At 59.9% G+C, this 18,783-nt stretch carries 21 protein-coding genes; 19 read left to right on the top strand and 2 right to left on the bottom strand.

Going from position 1 to position 18,783, the window contains the following annotated elements:
- Positions 1–7 precede the first annotated feature (7 nt).
- The 11 genes from AFE_RS11670 (at position 8) to AFE_RS11620 (ending at position 9,427) form a co-directional block, all read left to right on the top strand.
- Entirely contained in the window at positions 8–454 is a 447-nt protein-coding gene (locus tag AFE_RS11670; protein ID WP_009565261.1) for a glycine cleavage system protein H, read from the top strand.
- Positions 451–849: a DsrE family protein gene (locus AFE_RS11665; protein WP_012537253.1), complete on the top strand. Its 399-nt coding sequence runs from the start codon at positions 451–453 to the stop codon at positions 847–849. The genes AFE_RS11670 and AFE_RS11665 overlap by 4 nt, the downstream gene beginning before the upstream one ends.
- A 52-nt stretch (positions 850–901) precedes the next feature.
- Complete coding sequence (locus AFE_RS11660) at positions 902–1,342, top strand: glycine cleavage system protein H (RefSeq protein WP_225981811.1); 441 nt, start codon at positions 902–904, stop codon at positions 1,340–1,342.
- Between the two features lie 84 nt (positions 1,343–1,426).
- Positions 1,427–2,548: a radical SAM protein gene (locus AFE_RS11655; protein ID WP_012537251.1), complete on the top strand. Its 1,122-nt coding sequence runs from the start codon at positions 1,427–1,429 to the stop codon at positions 2,546–2,548.
- A gap of 48 nt (positions 2,549–2,596) precedes the next feature.
- Complete coding sequence (locus AFE_RS11650; RefSeq protein ID WP_012537250.1) at positions 2,597–3,667, top strand: lipoate--protein ligase family protein; 1,071 nt, start codon at positions 2,597–2,599, stop codon at positions 3,665–3,667.
- Positions 3,664–4,725 carry a geranylgeranyl reductase family protein gene (locus AFE_RS11645; RefSeq protein ID WP_009565665.1) on the top strand — a complete coding sequence of 354 codons (1,062 nt, stop codon included), beginning with the start codon at positions 3,664–3,666 and terminating at the stop codon, positions 4,723–4,725. The genes AFE_RS11650 and AFE_RS11645 overlap by 4 nt, the downstream gene beginning before the upstream one ends.
- Positions 4,726–4,749: 24 nt before the next feature.
- Positions 4,750–5,886, top strand: a complete 1,137-nt coding sequence (locus tag AFE_RS11640; RefSeq protein WP_012537249.1) for a radical SAM protein — start codon at positions 4,750–4,752, stop codon at positions 5,884–5,886.
- Positions 5,887–6,098: 212 nt separating this feature from the next.
- Entirely contained in the window at positions 6,099–7,442 is a 1,344-nt protein-coding gene (locus AFE_RS11635) for an OmpP1/FadL family transporter (RefSeq protein ID WP_012537248.1), read from the top strand.
- Positions 7,443–7,568: 126 nt separating this feature from the next.
- Positions 7,569–7,982: a hypothetical protein gene (locus AFE_RS11630; protein WP_009567349.1), complete on the top strand. Its 414-nt coding sequence runs from the start codon at positions 7,569–7,571 to the stop codon at positions 7,980–7,982.
- A 4-nt stretch (positions 7,983–7,986) separates the two neighbouring features.
- Positions 7,987–8,994, top strand: a complete 1,008-nt coding sequence (locus tag AFE_RS11625) for a lipoate--protein ligase family protein (protein WP_012537247.1) — start codon at positions 7,987–7,989, stop codon at positions 8,992–8,994.
- A 52-nt stretch (positions 8,995–9,046) separates the two neighbouring features.
- Positions 9,047–9,427: a hypothetical protein gene (locus AFE_RS11620; RefSeq protein ID WP_009563400.1), complete on the top strand. Its 381-nt coding sequence runs from the start codon at positions 9,047–9,049 to the stop codon at positions 9,425–9,427.
- A gap of 54 nt (positions 9,428–9,481) precedes the next feature.
- Here the strand turns inward: AFE_RS11620 and AFE_RS11615 are convergent, their stop codons facing one another.
- On the bottom strand, positions 9,482–9,805 hold the full coding sequence (locus tag AFE_RS11615; RefSeq protein WP_009563398.1) for a hypothetical protein: 324 nt from the start codon (positions 9,803–9,805) through the stop codon (positions 9,482–9,484).
- A 126-nt stretch (positions 9,806–9,931) separates the two neighbouring features.
- Here AFE_RS11615 and AFE_RS11610 point away from each other — a divergent pair, with 126 nt between their 5' ends.
- From AFE_RS11610 to AFE_RS11590, 5 genes are read left to right on the top strand one after another with little or no spacing between them, the layout of a single operon-like run.
- Positions 9,932–10,333 carry a hypothetical protein gene (locus tag AFE_RS11610; protein WP_012537246.1) on the top strand — a complete coding sequence of 134 codons (402 nt, stop codon included), beginning with the start codon at positions 9,932–9,934 and terminating at the stop codon, positions 10,331–10,333.
- Positions 10,330–11,160: a CbbQ/NirQ/NorQ/GpvN family protein gene (locus tag AFE_RS11605; protein ID WP_012607463.1), complete on the top strand. Its 831-nt coding sequence runs from the start codon at positions 10,330–10,332 to the stop codon at positions 11,158–11,160. Before AFE_RS11610 ends, AFE_RS11605 begins: the two co-directional genes overlap by 4 nt.
- Before the next feature lie 9 nt (positions 11,161–11,169).
- Positions 11,170–13,665: a nitric oxide reductase activation protein NorD gene (locus tag AFE_RS11600; RefSeq protein ID WP_009563394.1), complete on the top strand. Its 2,496-nt coding sequence runs from the start codon at positions 11,170–11,172 to the stop codon at positions 13,663–13,665.
- Positions 13,666–13,709: 44 nt separating this feature from the next.
- The gene (locus tag AFE_RS11595; protein WP_012607461.1) at positions 13,710–14,876 is read left to right on the top strand and encodes an acetoin utilization protein AcuC; all 1,167 of its coding nucleotides are present in this window, start codon (positions 13,710–13,712) and stop codon (positions 14,874–14,876) included.
- A complete protein-coding gene (locus AFE_RS11590) occupies positions 14,873–16,018 on the top strand; it encodes an aldo/keto reductase (protein ID WP_012537244.1) in 1,146 nt (381 codons plus the stop codon). The genes AFE_RS11595 and AFE_RS11590 overlap by 4 nt, the downstream gene beginning before the upstream one ends.
- A gap of 21 nt (positions 16,019–16,039) precedes the next feature.
- On the opposite strand, the gene AFE_RS11585 is transcribed toward AFE_RS11590, so the two are convergent.
- On the bottom strand, positions 16,040–16,642 hold the full coding sequence (locus AFE_RS11585; protein WP_009564939.1) for a hypothetical protein: 603 nt from the start codon (positions 16,640–16,642) through the stop codon (positions 16,040–16,042).
- An 84-nt stretch (positions 16,643–16,726) separates the two neighbouring features.
- Between AFE_RS11585 and AFE_RS11580 the strand changes: the two genes are divergently transcribed.
- The 3 genes from AFE_RS11580 to AFE_RS11570 are packed head-to-tail and all read left to right on the top strand — an operon-like array spanning position 16,727 to position 18,760.
- Complete coding sequence (locus AFE_RS11580; protein ID WP_009564938.1) at positions 16,727–17,653, top strand: LysR family transcriptional regulator; 927 nt, start codon at positions 16,727–16,729, stop codon at positions 17,651–17,653.
- A gap of 1 nt (position 17,654) precedes the next feature.
- On the top strand, positions 17,655–18,407 hold the full coding sequence (locus tag AFE_RS11575) for a type 1 glutamine amidotransferase (protein WP_012537243.1): 753 nt from the start codon (positions 17,655–17,657) through the stop codon (positions 18,405–18,407).
- Positions 18,404–18,760, top strand: coding sequence for a hypothetical protein (locus AFE_RS11570; protein WP_009562417.1), 357 nt, complete (start codon positions 18,404–18,406; stop codon positions 18,758–18,760). Before AFE_RS11575 ends, AFE_RS11570 begins: the two co-directional genes overlap by 4 nt.
- Positions 18,761–18,783 lie beyond the last annotated feature (23 nt).

Genomic DNA, 18,783 nt, shown 5'->3' with positions numbered 1-18,783 from the left:
GAAGGCCATGGAATGTAACGGTTGCGAATTCCGCGCCGAATTATATTACGATCGGGAATGCCAGATCTGGGTGCGACGCGAAGGCGATGGCACGCTTACGGTGGGTATGACCGACATATCTCAGTCGATCGCCGGAAAGATTCTGCATGTCCGGGTACGCCGACCAGGGACACGTCGTCCGCTGGGTAAGCCGGTTGCCACTATCGAGAGCGGAAAATGGGCAGGTCCGGTTCCGAATGTCTTCGATTGCGTGATCGAATCGGCCAACGAAGATGTCCTGGAAGATCCCAATCTGCTCAATATCGAACCCTACGAAGCCTGGATCGCCCGGGTACGCCCGGTGGCTTCGGTGGACGCTGCGCTCAAAAAGCTGTCTACTGGGGACGTCGCCTTTGAGTTGTACCGGCAGCGCTGTCTGCGTGATGACATTCATTGTGAGCGAGGAATGCGATGAGCGACTACCACTATCTGGAGGATCAGGGCGAAAAGTCGGTGGTCATCGTCATGACCAGCGGGCCGAGCACCGCGCATCGCTGTGCGACGCCGTTTTATCTGGGTGCCCTGTTGTCTTCCATGGATGCGGAGGTTAAGATTTTTTGCACGATGGAGGCGGTCCGGCTGATGCAGACGGGCGTTGCGGAAAATCTTTCGGCGATGGCTGGCGGCAAGCGGATTATCGACTTCATTCGTGACGCCAAAAATGCCGGAGTGGAAATCCAGGTCTGTCGACCGGCGCTTCCCGGCTATGAGATCGAGGCCGACAACCTGATCGACGAAGTGGATGCGGTGGCTTCTGCCGGTGATCTGGCCGATCTGATTCTGTCGGTTGACCGACTGCTGTTTTTTTAAATCCTGCTTGGCAGCGGGACCTGTTTACTGGAAATGCAAACCAAAGGAGAGAATGATGGGAACTGTACGTGGCTGTGAAATCCCCGAAGATCTGCTGTACAACGTCGAGAATAACGTGTGGCTGCGCAAGGAAGACGATGGCACTGTGACCATCGGCATGACCTCCTATGCCTGTGCGTTGGCTGGACAGATCGTTTCCTATACACCCAAGGGCGCTGGCAAGGAGATCAAGAAGGACAAGTCCGCAGCAACGGTGGAGTCCGGCAAGTGGGTTGGCCCGTTGAAGAGTCCCGTCAGCGGTACGGTGGTGTCGAGCAATGACGATGTGGCCAAGGAGCCGGGCCTCATCAACAAGGATCCCTATGGAAGCGGCTGGATTGCCAAGCTGACGCCCGCTGATTTTGCAGGCGATGCCGGTGAACTGAAGACCGGCGCCGATGCTTTGGCGGCATTCGAAGCAAAGATGACGGCTGATGGTTTTGGCGGCTGCTGATTGGTGCAATCCGTCATGATTCAGGAAGACGGCCGCATTTCGCGGCCGTCCGGCTTTCTCTCTGCATAAAGGATGGAAATTCATATGAACCCATGGTTGAACGCTGTTGCGCAAGTAGAGGCTTTGGAGGATCTGGTCCTCAATGCGGATCTGGTGGACTCTATGCGCGAACGGTGGTCCGGTCTGTCCGGTAGTCAGGTGGGTCGTATCAATTTCTATACGCCTTCTTTCAAGCACCATGAAACGTCCGAAGTTTCCGCCTGCGGGAAGAATGCTTTTCCGGCCATATCCATCACCGGTGGTGATTGCAAGTTGCAGTGTGACCACTGTAAGGCGAAGATTCTGGAGCCGATGATTCCGGTGCGCACGCCGGAAGAACTGGATCGTCTGGTGGACCGGATCGTCCTGGATGGGGGCCGTGGGCTGCTGCTTTCAGGAGGTTCGGACCATCAGAACGTGGTCCACTATGAACCCTATTTCCCGACGGTGCGCAAGATCAAGGATCGCTATCCGAATTTACAGATCGCCATGCATACGGGTATCGCCACCCCGGAGTTCGCGCGTGGGATGGAGGATGCGGGTGTCGATGTGGCCATGATGGATGTGATCGGTGCCCAGGACACCATCAACCAGGTCTACCATTTGCGCCGTTCGGTGGATGATTTTGAGGCGGCGCTGGAGGCATTGGTGGCCACCAGGATGAAAGTGGTGCCGCATATCGTCATCGGGCTGCATTACGGTGAATTGCTCGGTGAGTGGAACGCTCTTGAAATTATCCAGCGGCATCTGCCCAGTGCCCTGGTGCTGGTGGTGATCATGCCGCAGTATGCCGCTTCGAGCCGGCCTTTCGCGACGCCAGCGGCGGATGAAATTGGTAAATTCTTTATGGATGCGCGGGCTGCGCTGCCGGAAACACCGGTATTGCTGGGCTGCGCACGGCCTTCCGGGGTGCATCGTTCCATCACCGATACCTATGCGGTCATGGCGGGACTGAACGGGGTGGCCTTCCCCTCTGATGGCATGCTGGCCCTCGCCAAGCACCTGGAACGGGATGTCTTTGTGACACCGTCCTGCTGCTCCATGATTGTCGGTGAAGAAGTCCTGGCGCTCGGTGACGAGACGACCACTGTGCCTCTGGATTATGTCCCCGCCGCGCCGAAACGTCGCCCACAACTGCGGGATATCCCGATTGTGTTTACGGCCTGAGACTGCATTGTTTCTTCTGGGACTCACGTTCGTCCGGTTGCCTACGTTATGACAACGTATAACGCCAAGGACTGGCTCGTGGTCGATACGGGCGTGCGCCCGGCCGACGAAAATATGGCCTTGGACAAGACGTTGCTCCTGGCAATGTCCGAAGGACAGATTCCCAGCATTTTCCGTTTCCTGCGCTTTGAGGAATCCGCGCTGGTCGGTTATCACCAATCACCGGAGCAGGAACTCAACCTGGAGTTCTGTCGTGAGCAGGGGATCGCCGTGCAGCGTCGTCTTACCGGCGGCGGCGCACTGATTTTTGATCCCACCCAGATAGGCTGGGAACTGGTTTGTCGGCGGGACGCGCTACCCCAGGGCGATATGGCCTCGCTGTCGCAGAGAATCTGTGAAGCGGCGGCGGCTGGCTTATCGCTTCTTGGGGTGAGCGCACGGTTTCGCCCGCGCAACGACATCGAGGTGGAAGGGCGGAAAATTTCGGGTACCGGCGGGATTATGGATGGCAATGTGCTGCTCTTTCAGGGGACGGTGCTGGTCGATCTGGATATTCCGCGGATGTTGCGCGTACTGCGGGTGCCGCTGGAGAAACTGAATGCCCATGCCATCTCTTCGGTGGCGGAACGGGTGACCAGCTTGAAGGCCTTGTTGGGTAAAGCGCCGGAGTTGACGGCGGTACAGAAGGCCTTACTGGATGGTTTCCGCGCGCATTTGGGGCTGTCTTTCGTCCGGGGCGACCTGCCGGATGCCGTGGCCGCGCTGTTGCCGGAGGCATTGGCGGAGGTGCGTGACGCGGACTGGCTTGGCATCAACCGCCGCGCGCGCGACGATATGCCGCTGCGTAAAGCGACCTTGCGCGCCCCCGGTGGCACGCTGCAAGCAGAAATGCTCTGGGATAGTTATGGGAACCGAGTGCGGCAGGTTCACTTCAGCGGTGATTATTTTGTCCAGCCCCGGCGCGCTATCGTCGATCTGGAGGCGGCGCTGCGTAATGTCCATCTGAACGACGTGGACGGTGTTATCGAGGGATTGTTCGAGAAGCAGGCTGTCGATGGCTTCGGCTTACAGCCGGAGCATTTCGCGACGGTATTGCGGATGGCGGCAAAAGACGCGTGAACCCTTTAGCCATAGATGTACTGGTGATTGGCGCCGGTCCGGCCGGCGCGGCGGCAGCGCGTGCCGCTGCGGGCAAAGGCCTTACGGTGATCTGCGTGGATCGTCGTGCGGAGGTCGGCGTCCCGGTGCAATGCGCCGAGTTTGTCCCCATGCCGCTCTTGCGTACGGTGCATGAAACGGATTCGCGGGTGCAGGACGTGGCAGGGATGTTGACGGTGCTGCCCTCCGGGTTGCAGCATCACAGCGTTTTCCCTGGCATCATGATTGACCGGGCACGTTTCGACCAGGGACTGGCAAAGCTGGCGCAGGCAGCCGGTGCTCAGCTTGAAACGCGTTGCCAATTCCTCGCCTGGGATGGCGAAGTGGCCCGCCTGCGGCGCGGCACCGGAGAGGCATTCACCGTGCGCCCCCGCCTGCTGATCGGCGCCGACGGGCCACACAGTCTGGTGGCGGAGGCCGTGGGCTTGCCGCATCAAGAGGTCGTTTATACCCGTCAATATACGGTGCCATTGCTGCGTCCCTATGCGGATACGGATATTTTTCTTTCGGATGCTTTTCCGGGAGGCTATGGTTGGTTGTTTCCCCGTGGGCCGGTGGCCAATCTCGGATTGGGTGCGGATCGGCATTTTGAGAACAACCTTAAATTGCCGCTGGAGCAGTTGCATCGGCAGATGGTGGCGCGTGGCATCATCGGCGAAGCCGTCCTCGGGCGTACCGGTGGCGCGATTCCCGTGGGTGGCATTCGACCGATGGTGCGTGGCAACGTGGTGCTTGTCGGAGACGCGGCGGGGCTTACCCATCCCATCACGGGGGCGGGTATCCCCGCTGCGGTGATCAGTGGTGAAGGCGCAGGATTGGCCGCTGCTGGTTATCTGGCGGGCGACGGGGACGCGTTGGAGAGCTACGCAGAAGATATGCAGGATCAGTTTGGTCCGGCCTTGGCGCGGGCCGTGCAGCGAAGAAAATCTTTGGAAGCCGTGTGGCGACAGCCTGCGGCCCAGGAAGACAGGGTGATGCGATCCGGCTGGATCGCCTTTGATGAATACTACGCCGCCTGAGGCGGAATGACAGGAGGAACTTCCATGAGTGCGGTAGCCCAAGAAAATTCTCAGCCCTTGAACTTTTATCGCCCGGATTATTTCGTCAAAACGCCGACGATGCGGTCACCTGAATATGTGCAGCTCAGCACCGCGGCGGCGATTACGCTGGGTCTGGTGCCTGGGGTGATGCACCGCACCTCCTGTACGAATTGTCTGAATCTACTGATGACCTACCCGGAAGGCTGTCGTGCCAACTGCACCTACTGCGGTCTGGCCCGGCATCGGGAAGAGAGCCGCGATTACGCCGACCGCAACTTCATCCGGGTGGACTGGCCGACGGTGCGCGTGGATGAAATGCTCGAACGTATCGCCAAGAACAGCGACAAGGGTCAGTTCCAGCGTATGTGCATCAGTATGATCACCCACCCCGATTCAGACCATGATACACAAGTCATGCTGAAGCGCTGGATGGAGGTGGCGCCCCATATCCCCGCTTCCATTCTCTCCAACCCGACCACCATGGATAAACAGGATCTCATCGACCTCAAGGCGATGGGCGCGGATATCTTTACCGTCGCCCTGGATGCGGTGACGCCGGAAATCTTCGAGCGTACCCGTGGCAAGACGGTGCAGAGCCCCCATTCCTGGGACAAGTACTGGCAGACCATCGAATGGGCGGCAGAGATTTATGGTCCCGAAAAATTCGGTGCGCATCTGATCTGCGGCATGGGCGAGACCGAGCAGGAAATCCTCGCCGTTTGTCAGAAGATGAAAGACATGGGTGGCCATAACCACATGTTTGCCTTCTTCCCCGAGAAAGGCTCCATGATGGAGGATTGGGACGCCGTGCCCCAGGACCATTGGCGCCGGGTGCAGTTGGGCCGCTTCCTCATCGATTATGCGGGTGGCCGTTATGAGGATATGGAGTTTGATCAGTATGGTCGCGTGCTGAGTTTCGGTTATCCCCAGGCGGAGCTGGAAGACATCATCGACTCGGGTAAGCCCTTCCAGACCTCCGGCTGCCCAGGGAAGGATGATGAAGAAGTCAGCGCCTGTAATCGGCCTTATGGGGATTCCTCGCCTTCGGACATCCGCTCTTTCCCCTTTGCGTTGAACAGGGAAGATGTGGAAATCGTGCGTCGCCAGATGCGGTTGCAGGACTTGCGGTTTCCCGGATAAAACGGGCGAGGTGCGGAAAAGGGGCTCCGGCCCCTTTTTTTATCAGTCACGCAACAGTAAATTCCAATAATATTTATTGTTGCTAATAAACCAATATTTTACGGCTTGATAAACCGATTAAAAAATTTACGGATACAATATCTTGCAACACTGTTTCCGTTCCGACACAATCAACGTGTCATCAGCGATACAAACAGGGGCGGAGAAATTACATGAAAAAATCACGGATCTTAGGGATTGCGGTCGGCGCGACGTTGGCGATGGGCCTGTCGGCCAGTGCGTTTGCTACAGATGGTTATCAGTTGATCGGTATCGGGCAGTATGCCGTGGGTATGGCGGGCGCCGTTGTTGCGGCTCCGGATGATCCCTTGTCTGCGGCTATGAGCAACCCGGCCGGATTGGCATTGATGACGCCGCAGGCGGCATTCTCGGCGGAGATTTTCAACCCGGTCCGCAAGACGAATCTGGGTTTTGGCGAGATCGGCAGCCATAGCAATGTCTACGGTGTTCCGGCCATCGGCTGGGTGGCCCCGGCCTTTGCCAAGAACTGGGTATTCGGTGGCGGCGTTTACGGCACTTCTGGTCTGGGTGTCAATTATCTGCAGAATTTGGGTCCCGCCGGTTACGCGCAGGCCTATAGCAGTATCACCTTCATGCAGATGGCGCCGTCCGTTGCGTGGAAGGCAAATGATCGTCTCTCCGTCGGCGCATCGTTGAATATTGCGGCGGAGCAGGGTTCTTTTCAGCAAACATTTTCCCAGAACGCCCCTGTTGTCGTAGGTGTTGGTCCGAATGGCCCCATAACGCAAATGATGCCGCAGCAGGGTGGACTCAATCTGGCCACCCCGAGTTGGGCCTATGGCGTCGGCGCGACCTTGGGCGTGTTGTATAAGGTGAATCACATGGTGACATTGGGTGCGACCTATAAATCACCCATCCTGTTCACCCCCATGACCTGGCAAGCAGGTTTGCAGAACCAGGTGAGCCCGGCGACGGGTAATGGCGTGATCGGAGCACCTGGCCAGTATAGTGGGCACCTCAACTATCCTCAGCAGATCGCCCTGGGTCTCGCGATTCGTCCCATCCGGCAGTGGTTGGTCAGCATCGAGGGACAATGGATCAACTGGCACAATACCATGAACAATTTCACCATTTTTGGACCATGGACGGCATATCAGGGTGGCGCAGCAGTGGGAGGATTGTCCTCCATTGCACTCCCCATGCACTGGAGCAACCAGTGGGTGGCCAACTTCGGTACCCAGTATGACGTGAACAACTGGTTGCAGGTACGTGCCGGTTATACCTGGGGTTCCAATCCCATCAGCAACAACACCATCGCCTCCAATCTGATCTTCCCGGCCATCGTGCAGAATGCCATCACCTTTGGCGCCACGCAAAAGCTGGGCATGGGCTGGAAGCTGACGGAAGCCTACATGCACGAGTTCTCCAATACCAATACGGGTCCGGCCGGTTCTTCCCCCTTCGGTGGTCCTATGCCTGCCAGTGCCACCATGTACGAAAACTCCTACGGTATTCAGGTCGGTTACGACTTCTGATATATCTGATACATCCCTCCTCGGGTTATGAGGGAGACGGGCGACCGTCTCCCTTTTTTGTGGGCGCCTTGCATGGGGATGAGGTTTTGGGGGAATATATAGCCGACCATATTGCTAGGGATTGTCATGAAGTCGATACCGATTACCGATGTGAGCAGTCTGAAAAATGAGCTGAAGAAGTACAAGATGGGGAAGAAGCTGGAGATCCCCCGTTTCAATCAACTGGCGCGGATGGCTTATCTGGGGCGGCTGGTGATGACGCCGCTGGACCCGGAGGATCCCTCCTGCAAGTCTTTTCTGGTGCATATCCAGGAGCCGCAGGGATTGGCGGCACATTTTATTGATCTGGATGAAGACTTGCAGGACGGCATCCTGATTCTCGACAGCGAGCAGTCCATGGCCATGGCTGGGATCATGCAGGCGGGCGTGGAAGAGCGGGCGCGCTGGCACCAGGCCCTCAATGAGCGCGACTTCTATTTCTCATCCTTTTATCGGCCGAAAGATCAGGAAGCGCAGGGCGAAATTTCACAGAACGGGTAGGTAAGTGGCGTCCATTCGTCTGCTCCATCTGGGGAAGCTCGGTCCCGAGGCGCTGCATCGCGCTTATGCCGGCTTGGCGGAGGCGCAGGGGGAGCCGGACATGCCCATTCTGTTGCTGGCGCAGTCCGACGCCCATCTGAGTCTGGGCGCCGCCCAGGGGCCGGGCGCGGAACTGGACCGGCGGGCTTGCGAGCAACTGGACATCCCGGTGTTGCGGCGGCCCCTGGGGGGTGGCGTGGTGTGGGTGGACCCCGGCCAGCTGAATTACTTCTTCATTTTCCCCGCCGCGGCGGGAGTCCGCCGCGCACCGGAGTTGTTTGACCGGATTGCCCCCTGGGTGCTTGCCGTACACGCCCATTTTGGCCTGGAGGTGGAGGTGCGGGGTGGGCAGGACTTCTGGTGCCGGGGGCGCAAGATCGGGGGCACCGGGGCGGCTTCCATCGGGCATAGTCTGGTGCTGGGTGGCAGCTTTATCCTGGAGGCCCAGTGGACATCTTTTGCGGATTGCGTGGCTGCCCCTTCGGCGGGTTTTCGCGCATGGCTGAAGGAGGCGCTGGAGGAGGACTTAGGTAGCTGGTCGCGGTTGCTGGGCCGCGTGGTGGGCCCGGAAGTGGTGCTGGATGCCTGCCCGGCGCTGCTCCATGCGGCAGGCTGGGATGTTGTCGTAACAAGGCCTACAGAGGCTGAAAGACGTGCCATGACGCAGGTGGAGCTGGAAGATGTGGACTGGGAGCAGCCGGTCCGTCGTCGGGTGCGTGCCGGGATCAAGCTCAAGGCGGGGGCTTTCCTGACGGAACAACACTGGCCTGATGGCCACTGGCTGCGGGTGTGGACGGAAAACGGCACCTTTCGGCGCATCGCTGGTTCTGCCTGGTCGGCAGGGCAGGGGGATACGCTGACCGGCCTGCAGCCCGGTTCGGAGAGGTTTGACGAACGCTTGCGGGAAATGGCCGGCGCCGGGGCCGCGCTCTGGGGCGAAAGACTATCGGAGACGGCGGTCTGGGCGGATTGAATCCGTCGTGCCTGCTACGGATATCCTGAATTCATGCAAGGGAGGTGGCCTGGTGCCGAGTATCAGTGACCGGATGCGCAAGCGCTTTATTCTTATGGCGGGCGATCCCGAATTACGGGCGGCCGTGGTGGCGGCGACGCCCGAAGGCTGGGGAATGACGGAGGCTACGGACCTGGATGGCCTCGGCGATTGGCAGGAAGTGCTGCTGCATCGTTTCATGCTGCTCAGTCTGGATGATGATCCAAGGATCGAGGACCCCATTGAATTGATCGATACCTTGCGGCGGGAATACCAGTTGAATATTGCGATATTCTGTCTGGGTGGAAGTCAGGAGCGGCGGGACGCGGCGCGTTCGGCACGGGCGGATCGCTTTTTTGACCGGGATACGGGTTTGCAGCGTCTGCCGGAATTTTTTGCCCAGTTTGGCTGGTGAGGGGTAGACCGCCCATCGGCAGAAGCGCCGATGGGGATGGTCTGCTGCGCAGTGTCAGCCTACTTTGGCGTGGGCTTCGGTGCTGAGCATCAGGTCGCGGCTTTCGCTCTGACCGTCAACGCTGACGCTCAGGGTGGCGATACGGATGCCGGCGTCCTTGAAGGTGATTTCGTAGGAGAAAATACCGGGCAGTTCGATGCTGGTTTCCTTCATGGTCTTGCCTTCGCAGATGACGCTGATCTTTGCCGTTCCCTTGCCTTCGAGCATGGCCTGAATCCGGAAAGGATGACCGGCGACGCGGCGATAAACCTGCGGATCGCGGTTGGCATTGTATTGCAGGTTGTTGAGTTTGACCATTTTGATCAGATTCGTACTCATGGTAGCCCCTTCTTAATCACGCTATAAAATGAATTGTACATGCATGCAGTTAAAACTCTTTTATCCTAGACGAAAACCGCCCGGAGTGGTAGCGGGGCGCGATCGAAAAATCCTGCAGGAGTGACGATGACAGAGCCAAACGGGTTGATAAGCGCATTAGACGGGGCGCAGGGGCGCATTGACGCCCTGGCGGGGCAGCAGGCTGCGGGGATGCCCTTGCCGGAACTGGTGGCGGCTGGGGTGGCGGAGGCATCCGCCATGCTGCGCATCATGCTGGCTGCGGAGCACAAGCCTTATGCCCATGATGCGGATTTGCTGGAATTGTGGAAGGCGCTGGTGAAGGGTGCCCCTCACTGGAACACCATCCGCGATAATTGTCGTGAATTGGTTTTTTACCAGAATTGCCTGAAGGCGGGGCGTGCCGACGCGCTGCCCGCACAGCCGGAGCGCATGGTGATCCATACCCTGCGCCATATCTGCCTTTATCTGCGCAGTCATGTCGAGCAAAACAGCGGGGACGATGTATGAGTGAGGCGAAAATGGCAGAGAGTGACGGCTTGCGCGTGCTCATCGATGAGCCTTTTTATCAGCCGGTGGCAAATGAGGTTAGGGTGTTCCTGGCGGCCTGGGACCGGCGTCTACCGGTCATGCTCAAGGGGCCGACGGGCTGCGGCAAGACCCGTTTTCTGGAGCACATGGCGTGGCGCCTGAAGCGGCCGCTGGTGACCGTGGCCTGCCACGAGGATCTGACCAGTTCGGACCTGATCGGTCGCTTTCTGATCGAAGGCAACGAAACGGTCTGGCAGGACGGTCCGCTGACCAGGGCGGTGCGGGAGGGGGCCATCTGCTACCTGGACGAGATCGTCGAAGCACGTACCGATACGACGGTCGTCATCCATCCGCTGACCGACCATCGCCGTCATCTGCCCATCGAGAAGCTCGGCATCGAGATCACGGCGCACCGCGATTTCATGCTGGTGATTTCTTATAATCCCGGCTATCAGACGGTGTTGAAGGATCTCAAGCCGTCGACCAAACAGCGATTCGTCGGCATGAACTTCAATTATCCGCCAGCCGATGTGGAAACCTGTATCGTGATGAAAGAGGCGGGCGTGGATGAGGGCCGGGCGAAGGCACTGGTGGCGGCGGCGGGCAAGGCGCGGAACCTGAAGGAGCAGGGGTTGCAGGAAGTCACCTCGACCCGGGCGCTGATCTATGCGGGGGCATTGATGGTGGCGGGTCTGGACGCGCTGGAGGCCTGTGTGGTGGCGATCATCCATCCGCAGACGGACGATCCGGAATTGGCCGAGGCGCTGCTGGAGATTTTCCGGACCTTCTTCCCGGAACAGGGCTAAGGAACGACCATGTCGGCGGCGACGGAGGATATCCTCGACCACCTGGCGGCCATTAGTTTCGTGGCTGGTCGGGATGCGCGGGCGGCCTTGCCCGCCGTCACATCGCTAGGTGAGACCGCCGCCCTGCGCTATCTGGAGACCGGCCGTGACCTGTTTTTTTATGACCGGGAGGCAGGCAAGGCGTTTTTCCATGCAACGGCGGATCTGACGCAGGCCTTTGGAGGACTGGACCCCTGGCTGGATCAGGCCCGCCACTTTCTCAGTCAGCGTGGCACGTTCCGGGCGGCGGTGGGCTTCTTTGAACAGGCCGGAGCAGTGCGCCGGAGCTGGGGTGCAGATGGCGAGGCGCTCTGGTTCGATTTGGGGGCGACGTGGATTGACCGGCATGTGGACAGCGCGGCGTCCTATTTCCGGGTGCCTGCAGCCATTCTGTTTGGCAACGCGGGTACGGAGGGGCTGCGGGCGCTGCTGGCGCCCGCCGACACCCTGGCCAAGGGCCGTCTGGGTTTGGGGACGTATCTGGAGGGTGCCATCCAGGTGCGCGGCATCTGTGGCCTGGATGGTGTGACGGAGTGGGCGCAGCGTGGCGCGGATGTGCTGGCGGCGGGGCGGCTGCGTGGTGAGGCATGGTTCCGACTGGAGAGCGATGAGGCGCGTGGCTTTCTGCTGGAGGTCCTGCCCGGCTTTCATATGGGGGCCCATAAGCGGCTTTTCGGATTGTTGCTCCAGGCCTGGACCGGGCTGCATCTGCCTCTGGAGGAGGGGAGCTGGAGTCTGGAGGGCGGGCGCAGCTTTCTCGAGACCGACGGGCGCAGCCTTTTTGTGCCGGCAGTGATGCCCGACCGGGAAGAGGCCCTGCTGGCCATCTACCACACCGGTGCGCATCTGGTCTTCGACAGCTACGGGCAGGATGCCATCCGCGCCCTCTTTGCGGAAATCGGTATGGAGCATCCACCCCTGGATCCCGACCAGCGCATAACCTGGCGGCCGCTCTTTGCGCGCTTTGGGGAGGACATGATCCGCTTCCAGCTCATTTTTGACCTCTGTGAAGATTTGCGCGTGGATGCGGCGCTGGAGCGGGAAATGCCCGGTTATCTGGCGCGGGTGGTGCGGGCGGCGCGTGGCCGCAATCTGCCGGAAGGACCCGCCAGATATTACCATGAGGAGGCGCTGCGACTGCTGGAAGACGCGCGCGCTGGTCGTTTGTCTGCCGGACTCGCTGCGCTGACCACGCCTCAGGCCGGCGTAGTGGATGCCTTTCGTGCGGCATTGACGTGGTATGCGAACACGGATCTGCCGCCGCTGACCTTGGCGGAGCGCGCCAGCGCCTATCTGCCCGGCCATTCGCCCAATGCCGCACGGCCGGTGTATCCGCGCCGGAAACACGACAGTGATGCGCCGGAAATGGATGGCGGCGGTGGGCTGGGTGCCGCAGGTCACGAAGAAAAACCTCGGGAGTCTCCGCAGCAGGCCGAAGGGAATGACCCGGATATGGATATTCCCCCAGAGGATATTCAGGGTACCGGCGGGCGGGTCGGGGTGGGCATTCCCATGCCCGCGAAGGTGACGGGCCGTGGCCGGGGAGTCAAAGGGCCCAGGGGCGGTTGGGCCTATCGCGAATGGGATTACCGCCATCAAAGCTATAAGGAAGACTGGGCGCGGGTCCATGAGCGTAGTCTGCGCGAGTATGACGAAGCCAAGGCAATGGAAATCGCTACCGCATATGATGGTACCCTGCGCCGTCTGAAGCAGGCCTTGCAGGCACAGAAACCGACCCGGATGGCAACGCGCCGCCGTCAGTACGAGGGCGACGAGCCGGATCTGGAGGCTGCGGTACAATTTATGGTGGAACGGCGTGCCGGACGCTCGCCGAAAGCCAGCGTCTACCAGCAAAGACGTCCGCAGCAACGGGATACCGCAGTTTTGCTCCTTGCCGATCTCTCCACCTCCATCATGGCAGAGGCGGGAGATTCCGGAGTGCGGGTGGTGGATCGTCTGCGCGCAGCCATGCTCCTCTTTGGCGAGGCGCTGGTGGAGGTGGGCGATCCCTTTGCACTCTATGGATTCGCCAGCAAGTATCATGATGAAGTCTTGCTCTATCCCATCAAGCGCTTTGCGGACAGGTTCGATCTGCGGGCGCGGGCCCTGCTCGGCGGACTGTCCGGGCGGCTGGCGACACGCATGGGGGCGGCCATTCGCCACAGCTCGCGGCTGATGCTGCGGAGTCCTGCACAGCGGCGTCTGCTCCTGATTCTGTCGGATGGGCGTCCCGCCGATTATGATGACGGCGGTGACCCCCGCTATTTGCAGGAGGATACGCGCATGGCGGTGAAGGAGGCGCAAGACTTGGGTATCCACGCCTTTTGTATCAGTCTGGACCCGCGTGGTGGCGAATATCTGCCGCTGGTCTTCGGGCCGGGGCACTATCTCGTGCTGCCCCATCTCGACAGTCTGCCGGCACGTCTACCGGAGATCTATCTGCGCCTGCGGGGCCACAGCGCGTGACGGGCGAGGCGCAGACGGTTGCCAGCGGAGTGAACGAGCGGGGAATGCTGCGCCCACAGATCGCCGCGACCCGCCCAGCGGTTTTCGTCGGGGCGGCGCGTTACCGGCGGGCGAGTTATGGGAGTAACCATCCCCTGGCGATTCCGCGGGTCTCCCTGACCCTGGACCTCATCAACAGTTACGGGGCCATGGCGCCGGAAGAATACCGGCAGGGCCGCCCGGCGAGCCATCGGGAACTCTTCGGCTTTCATACGAAAGAGTACATACAGGCCTTTGAGCGGGCGCAGTTTCGTGGTGGTGTACAGGATAGCGATCGTCAGCGTTATCAGTTGGGTACGCTGGAGAATCCCTATTTCCCCGGTTTTTTCGACACGCCCTCCCTGGCTACCGGTTCCAGCGTGCTCGCGGCGGAAGCCGTGCTAGAAGGCGTAACTGCCTTCAGCCCCGCGGGCGGAATGCACCATGCCGCACCGGGTCAGGCGCGCGGCTTCTGCTACCTCAACGATCCGGTGCTCGCCATTCAGCGTCTGCGCCGCGCCGGTCTGCGGGTGCTGTACTGGGACATGGATGCCCACCACGGTGACGGGGTGGAGGCGGCCTTTGTGGAGGATCCGGACACGCTGACGGCCTCCCTGCACATGGATACGGACTACGCCTATCCCTTTCTGGGCGGCAAGCTCACCGACTGGCCGGGGCTGGCGGTTAATCTGCCTTTGCCCAAAGAGGTGAATGACAGTGAATATGCGCTGGCTTTTGCGGAGTTATGGCCTCGTGTCTTGCAGCGTTTCAGCCCAGATGTCGTCGTTCTGCAGGCGGGCACCGATATCCTCGCACCGGATCCTTTGAGCAAGTTTCGGGTCTCCAACGGCTTATTCTGGCAAGTCGTGCGCCAGATCACGGCGGAAAGCCCGCGTCTGCTGGCCCTGGGCGGGGGTGGTTATCATCCCGTTGCTTTGGCGCGCTGCTGGGCCGGTCTCTGGGCGATTCTCAGCGGTCGCTCGTTACCCGCAGAATTGCCCGCATCCGGGCAAGCATTGCTCCAGGCGGTCGAATGGGAACTGGACGATGAGGATGCGCCAGACTATCGTCAGCAGTTCCTGAGTCTGGAAGATGCGGCCCGGCCCGGCCCGGTGCGTGCCGAGTTGCGTGAACGCCTGGATTTTTTGCTGCACCACCATCCCCTCTTTGCCAACAGGAGTAACGCTGCGTGAATGCTGCGGAAAATGGACTGATTCCGGGGGCCGCCAACAGTGCGGGTACCAAAGCCTATGTGGCGCGCTTCGCCGGGACTCTCGCTGACGAACACTTCAGTGACTTTTTGAACACCCGCATCAAGCTATCCTCCCTGGGCGTCGGTACCTTCCCCGGTGGCGTGGACGACGTGACGGATGTCGCGGTGGCGGCCATTGTGGCGCGGGCCTTGCAGTCGGGCATCAACGTCGTCGACACGGGTGCCAACTACCGCCTCGGGCGGGCCGGGCGGGCGGTAGGTGTAGGTATCGCAAAGGCGATAGCGGCAGGTATCCAGCGTGAGGAGTTTTTCGTGGTTGGCAAGGGGGGCTTTCTGACCTTCCCCGACGGACGGCCAGAGGATCCGCTGACATTCTTCCGTGAGGAGGTGGCGGCCAAGGGGCTGGGTAAAGAGGAGGACCTGGCCCAGGGGGTCCACTGTCTGAGCCCCGAATATATTGCCTGGCAACTGGATACGTTGCGCGCGCAAACCGGTCTGGGAACCCTGGATGTGTTTCTGGTGGATCAGCCGGAGGTGCATATCCCTTTGATCGGCAAAGAACAGATGTATCGCAAACTGACTGATGTGTTCACTATGCTCGAAGCGGCGGTGCAGGCCAACAAGATTCGCTACTACGGCATTTCCACCTTCAATGCCTGCCGGGTAGAGACGGATAATACCCTGTTCCAGTCTCTGACCAGCCTCATCGGACTGGCGGAGAAGGCGGCGGGGCAGGGAAACCGCCATCATCTGCGGGTAGTGCAGTTGCCTTTCAACGCGCTGATGCCGGAGGCCTACACCCGTTTCAGTCAGGTCACGGGGCAGGGCAACATCGGCTCCACCATCCAGGCGGCTTTCCAGCTCAAGCTGACCATCATGGCCAGCCACCCCCTTGGTAAAGGTCTGCTGGCGCGGGAAGAGGTGCCGTCCCTGCAGGAAGCCATGCCGGAATTGGCCGATGCCGCGCAGCGCGCCATTCAGTTTGTGCGCTCCACGCCCGGCATAGGTGTCACTCTGGTGGGGCTCAGTACCCCGCTGCATCTCCCTGATTTCCTGGCGGTGGCCAGACAGCTTCCGCTTTCCAAGGAACGTTATCTGGCCATGTTTGAAAAGGAGCAGTAGCAGGCCGGGAAGGGCTTCCGCTTACTTTTCGGTGGAATCGGGTGGATTTTCCGCCGCTGTGCTTTTGGCGGATTTCGCCATCTCCGCAAGCAGTCGCTCCTGTTCCGCGAAAGAAAGTCGGCGCTGGCCCGGTGCAAAGCCTTTCCTGTCAGGCGCATTGGCGGCAGGATGACCGGCGCGCTCGCTCTCCTTGGTTTGGGTATAGTCCTGTAGCTCGCGCTGCCACAGCATGGGGTGTTCCCGGGTGTCCGCGCGCCCCTGGTAATCGGCGGGAGCGGCTGGCGTTTGTCTGGCAAACCAGCTCGCCTTGCGCAGATCCTTGTTGTAGGCGCTGATCCACGGACCAATACGGCTGAGATCCCAAAGCGCGGCGACGCAGAGCGCGACGGCGAAACCGACTGCCTCCCAGGTCAGACCCAGAAAAGCCAGTGCGACAATCGCCATGCTGACCAGCGGAAAGGCCCAGGCCCACGGCTGTTCCAGGTAGAAGCGATGGGCGCCGACCGGGAAACAACACCAGTACAGATAACCCCATAGAGATTTTTTCTGGAGTTTTTGCAGGCGAATTTGTAGACTCTGTACCCCGGCGCCTTGCAGATCGAGCTTTTCCCAAGCCTTGGGCATGGGGTATCCTCCGTAATACTGTATTGAAGCGCTCAGATATTACCCCTAAACTGGCGAAAAGTCGCGGGCGACTTGAGGATTTCCATGGCAGACAGGCGTTTACAGGTTTTTCACACGGTGGCAAGGCTGCTCAGCTTTACCAAGGCCGCGGATACGCTGCATATGACCCAGCCGGCGGTGACCTTCCAGGTCAAGCAGCTGGAAGAACAGTTCAACACGCGCTTGTTTGACCGCACCCATAATCGCATCAGCCTCACCGAGGCCGGTATGGTGGTTTATGATTACTCTGAGCGCATCATCTCGCTTTATGGCGAAATGTCCAATCGGGTGGGGGAAATGACGGGCGATCTGCGCGGGCATCTGTTCATTGGTGCCAGCACGACCATTGCCGAATACATGCTGCCGCGGGTGCTGGGTGACTTCAAAATGAAGTATCCCGATGTGCAGGTGCGTATGTATGTGGGTAATACGGATAAAATCGTCCACATGATCGAGGATAACAGTATCGATCTGGGGCTGGTGGAAGGTCTGGTAACCAACAAGAGCCTCGCCACCCTCAAGTGTTGCATGGACTCCATGATTGTGATTGCCCATCCCGACCATGTCCTGGGCACTCACGAAAGTGTGACGCCGCAGGAATTGCTGGATTATCCCTTCGTGTCCCGTGAAGAAGGATCGGGCACCCGTGAGGTGACCATGGAGTACCTGAATCAGGTCGGCGTGGATGCCAACGATCTCAATATCACCATGGAGCTGGGCAGCCCGGAAGCCGTCAAGGGCGCCGTGGAAGGCGGGCTGGGGGTGGCGGTCGTTTCTGAGGCGACTGTCCTCAAGGAGCTGGCGTTGGGGACTTTGCTGGCCCGCCCGCTGGATCCGCCGCTGGCCCGTCCTTATTCCTTCGTCTATCAAAAGCAGAAATTCCGCAGTCTGGTGATGGATGAATTTCTGGAGTTCGCCAAGGATCGCTGTAGCAGGGACATGCTGTCGGTGCCGGTACGTCGGGAGGTTTGACATGAAGCATTTCGCTGTCGTGCAGCACAGTTACTCGGAGTTCCTGGGCATCGTGGAGAGTCAACTGGAGAAACGCGACATCGGTTTCAGTTACTTTCGGGTTTTTCTCAGTGGCGAACTGCCGGGCAATGCCCTGACCTTTGATGCATTGTTCCTGTTGGGTGGACCGATGTCCCCCCTGGAGTCGGACCGATACACATGGCTGACCCAGGAGCTCAATACCATCGCTATTTTTCGCAAGGCGAAGCGGCCGGTGGTCGGCTTCGGTCTGGGCGCGTTGTTGCTGGCACAGTACGAAGGGGCGGAACTGCATCCAGAGCCTTACCATAACGCCTATTTCACCACGGCACATGCTACGGAGGCAGGCCGTGACGACCCGTTGGCGCAGGCGGTGGACGGGGCCCGAGTCATGGTCTGGTCTCCGGGGACGGCGACCTTGCCGGAAGACATCAAGCCGCTGGTGGTGGATGATGACGGCCGCTGGATTGCCTTCCGCGCGGAGGACGGGGTTGTGGGACTGCTGTTCCGGCCGGAGATGAAGCCGGGGTTGATTGAAGACATCCTCATGGAAGAAGGCCGCGAAACCCCCGGGAATATCGGTGAACTTCTGGAACAGGCGCGGGCGTTGTGGCCGGAGATGCAGAAAACCACGGACCGGGTCATCATCGCCATGGTCCGCGAGTTGTCCCTCATGACCGAGAAGCGCAAGCCACGGGTGTTTTCTCTCAAGGTGGATACCGGAGCGGATGTATGAATAGCCGGGAGCGTCATTTTCTCCGCGTCCTGCGCAAGCTCGGGAGCGCGGAGCAGGAGCAGGTACTGGCCTTCGCGGATTTTCTGAAAAGCCGACAACGGCCGGAGCCGGCGGTGGCACCCCAGGAACCGAAGCTGCTGCCCGCCAAAGACGGAGAGACCGTCGTCGGCGCCATCAAACGCCTGCGCGAGAGCTATGCCATGCTGGATGCCAAGGCAATGCTCAATGACACCTCCAATCTGATGTCCAGGCATGTGATGGGCGGGGATACGGCGGAGACCGTGATTGTGGAACTGGAGAAGATGTTCGAACGTCACTATCAGCGCTACTGCGGCGCGCCGGAAGACGCATGAATCCGCGTTACAGAGGGTGATCG

Origin of the sequence: Acidithiobacillus ferrooxidans ATCC 23270 (assembly GCF_000021485.1) — a bacterium.
GTDB classification, from domain to species: domain Bacteria; phylum Pseudomonadota; class Gammaproteobacteria; order Acidithiobacillales; family Acidithiobacillaceae; genus Acidithiobacillus; species Acidithiobacillus ferrooxidans.
The sequence above is the reverse complement of the archived record's forward strand: the minus strand, read 5'-3'. Positions and strand labels throughout refer to the sequence as shown.